This is a genomic window from Rhizobium sp. UBA1881 (assembly GCF_002338015.1).
Lineage (GTDB): Bacteria > Pseudomonadota > Alphaproteobacteria > Rhizobiales > Rhizobiaceae > Rhizobium.
Genome location: NZ_DDHH01000074.1, coordinates 1,166 through 1,776, shown reverse-complemented (window position 1 = coordinate 1,776; position 611 = coordinate 1,166). Strand labels below are relative to the sequence as shown.

Annotated in this window: 1 protein-coding gene; it reads right to left on the bottom strand. The window is 64.5% G+C overall.

The genetic code is table 11. The features are described from left to right. Positions 1-81: 81 nt before the first annotated feature. Positions 82-611 (bottom strand): M20/M25/M40 family metallo-hydrolase (locus tag B3605_RS08590; protein ID WP_296433528.1); only part of this gene is annotated, 530 nt, incomplete at its 5' end.

Genomic DNA, 611 nt, shown 5'->3' with positions numbered 1-611 from the left:
CGGATGCGCGTGCAGATCGCGTCGCCATACGGTCATCTCGTCGTCCAGCGCTTTCAGGTCGGTCATGTCATCGTCTCCCGATCATGCAGAGAGGTCGCGGACGACATCAAGCAGGATGTCGGCGCCGGCGACAAGGTCATCTGCATCGGTATGTTCTCTCGGATTGTGGCTGATGCCGTCGCGGCTCGGAACGAAGATCATCGCCGAGGGTGCGATGCGGGCAATCATCTGCGCGTCATGGCCGGCACCTGATGTCATTCGGCGCGACGACAGACCGCGTCGGCCGGCTGCCTGCTCTATCATCGCCACGATAGCTGGATCGAAGGTCACCGGCTGGAAACGCGCCAGCCGCTCGACGGAAACGCCGAAACCATCGCGCAATGCCAGCGCATCGAGAAAGGCGGCAAGGGCCGCCTCCTCCTCGCGCAGACGCTGCTCGTCGGGACTGCGGAGATCGACGGTGAAGCTTGCCAGCGACGGGATCACGTTGATGGCGTTGGGCTCGAAGGCCATGCAGCCGATGGTGGCGACCACGGGAATGTTGGAGGTCGTGGCGCGCTGGCGCAGGAAAACCATCACCTCGGCGGCGGCCTGGCCGGCATCGACGCGCA